This window comes from Mesorhizobium sp. P2_E10 (assembly GCF_056404235.1).
Genome location: NZ_JBFUEK010000045.1, coordinates 1 through 2,269 on the forward strand (window position 1 = coordinate 1; position 2,269 = coordinate 2,269).

Sequence of the window (2,269 nt, forward strand, 5' to 3'; positions counted from 1 at the left end):
TTGCGTTGATGGTGGTCTCCGAGAACTGGATTCCCTACGAGACGGTCCCGGAGAAAAGGCTCGTCGATGGGCTCGCCCGCCTTCGCGAGAAGAGCGTGAAGGGATTGCGCTTTGACCTGCAACCCGACCAGCCGATCGCCAATGCGTTGCTTCAGAACAGGGACGACCCGATAGCGCTCTTTGTCGTTCCGGCCGGAGCGGACGAAAACTACGAAGCGTCGCTCGACGAAATGATCGCCGCGCGACCTGAGATCGGCTCCTGGGTGTGGCGGGTCGGCGAAGGCGATATGCCGCCGCTACCGTTTTGAGTGTCGGCGGAATTTCCAGCGATGCTCACGATGCCTTAGGCCAGGCCCAGCTTCTTCTTGAGCTCGGCATTTTCCTTGCGCAGACGCTCGGCAAGCAGGTTCTTGAGGCGCTTGTTTTCTTCTTCGAGGGCGACAAGATCGCCGAGATCGCCGTTGTCTGAGGAAGGTGCGGCAGCCCTCTTCCAATAATAGTAGGTCTGCTCCGATATGCCGGCCTGGCCGACCGCAATCTTGCTGGTCGCGCCGGCAGCGATCGATTTCTCGATCTGGGCAAGTTTCTGGGTGCGTTCATTCTCGGAATATGTTTTGCGGGCGGTCTTAGCTACCACGGGAGCTTCTGCGGCCGCGGGCGCAGGTTTCGCTTCGTTCTTGCGGACCGGCTTTACGACCTCTGCCTTCGGTTTCTTTCCTCGCGGAACTTTCTTCTTGGATTCAGGCACTTCCACTTTGGCTGGGGCAACTGTCGTCTGAACAGTCTGAGCGTCCTGAAAATCGGCCATCATATACTCCGCTTGTGGTTTATCCCCTTCTTCAGCATCAAGTGGTCCTATACTGAAGTCAATGACCTGGGAATTTGAGAGCTGAGCAGCATAGCCCGGCGGCGTCATCTCCGTGGCAATCTTGGACAGGTCGAGATCGCCCCAGATCGAATGGCTTGGCTTTTGCTTCCCGCGCCTCTGTTTCATTTCCACCGTGAATGGCCGGATCTGGCGCTTCATAGTCTGTTCCTTGATGTGAGCATGACTTGCTAGCCAAGTCGCAGTTTGGGTTAGCGAGTACCCGACGTATCATATCGCTTTCGCCGTGCTTTATCGGAGAAGCCCCGCAACGAGCAAGCGGTGTGTCATGGCCCGGGGCAATCGGCTCAATCAACGGGGGCAAACCTGCCTACCGAGAGAGAGCTGCCTCATCCACACGATGCTCAGGCGTCTAGCCGGCGGTGTGCGATGAGTGCACTATCCAGCTGGAGCGATTGCAATCCTTATATTCTTGGGAACTAATGTTTTCATGGCGGCGGATGAGCTGGACGCGCTTGTTTTCGGGATGGCGGTCGACAGCGTTCGTGCGCTTTCTGTTCCTTTCGCGGAAAAAGTCGCGGAAGTCGCCAACAGAAGCCTGGGCGTTGTGCTTTTCAATTTGCGCATCGATGGCGACATGGAACTTCAGCGCGTCGCCGCCATCCGGTATCCAAGCAATCAGACAGGGGTTCTGGTGCTGGATAAGCAGGGCATGTTGACCAGCCATTGCATGGTCAATGGCACTTTCTCCAGCTTTATCGCTCCGTTGGAGGACTGGAGCACGCTGCCGCTCGCAGCGCAGGCCAGGACGAGTGTCGCCGGCCCGGCCAGCCTGTTCATCGGCGCTTTACGCAATGCCGGATACCTCCCGCGTGGCAGGCACTGACCTGAAGTTTTGCTGAGGGCTGGATGCTTATATCCTCGGGGCAGTTGGCCATAAGGTCAACAGCTGAGGATGGGCCGTACGCGGGTGCGTCCATTGAGCGAAAGTCGGTCACCGTGATGGAGAGGTTTCGCCGTCGAGGCGCGGTTCTTATCGATGTCCATCGTCGCCTTCCTTCGTCAGCTCCGACGCAATCGCACTTTGGACAGGAACTCGTCGATCTCGAGATCCGACAGATCATCGAGCAGCCTGAAGGCAGCATCATGCCTTCCGGGGTTGACGAGAATCGTGCGTTTGCCGCGATGTTCGGCCCACCCGGTCTCGGGGACTGCGTTGCGGGCGGTCCCCCTGAGTTCGACAGGGGTTATGTTCCAGATCGCCTCGAGCTTTTCCGAGCGGGTCATGCTGTCGCTCGCGCCGGCCTCGTGGGCGATGATGGCGGCGCGCATCTTGTCTGGCGACTGCCGATCTGTGAGATCGCAGAAGCCATGAAACCAGCGCTCGCGGCCTCGGATCCGGACCGCGAAGAATACGCTGGTGACGTTGCCGGCCTTATACTC

General features: G+C 58.5%; 4 protein-coding genes. 2 read left to right on the top strand and 2 right to left on the bottom strand.

Annotated features, from left to right (window positions below):
• A partial coding sequence (locus tag AC1D0N_RS31790) for a DUF1173 family protein (RefSeq protein WP_477250571.1) occupies positions 1-308 on the top strand: 308 nt, incomplete at its 5' end.
• 35 nt (positions 309-343) lie between these two features.
• On the opposite strand, the gene AC1D0N_RS31795 is transcribed toward AC1D0N_RS31790, so the two are convergent.
• Positions 344-1,027: a transposase gene (locus tag AC1D0N_RS31795; RefSeq protein ID WP_477250573.1), complete on the bottom strand. Its 684-nt coding sequence runs from the start codon at positions 1,025-1,027 to the stop codon at positions 344-346.
• A gap of 289 nt (positions 1,028-1,316) precedes the next feature.
• On the opposite strand from AC1D0N_RS31795, the gene AC1D0N_RS31800 reads away from it, so the two are divergent.
• Positions 1,317-1,712 (top strand): hypothetical protein, encoded by a 396-nt coding sequence (locus AC1D0N_RS31800; RefSeq protein WP_477250574.1) that lies wholly within the window; start codon positions 1,317-1,319, stop codon positions 1,710-1,712.
• Between the two features lie 176 nt (positions 1,713-1,888).
• Here the strand turns inward: AC1D0N_RS31800 and AC1D0N_RS31805 are convergent.
• On the bottom strand, positions 1,889-2,269 hold a 381-nt coding region (locus AC1D0N_RS31805), incomplete at its 5' end, for a DUF1419 domain-containing protein (RefSeq protein ID WP_477250575.1).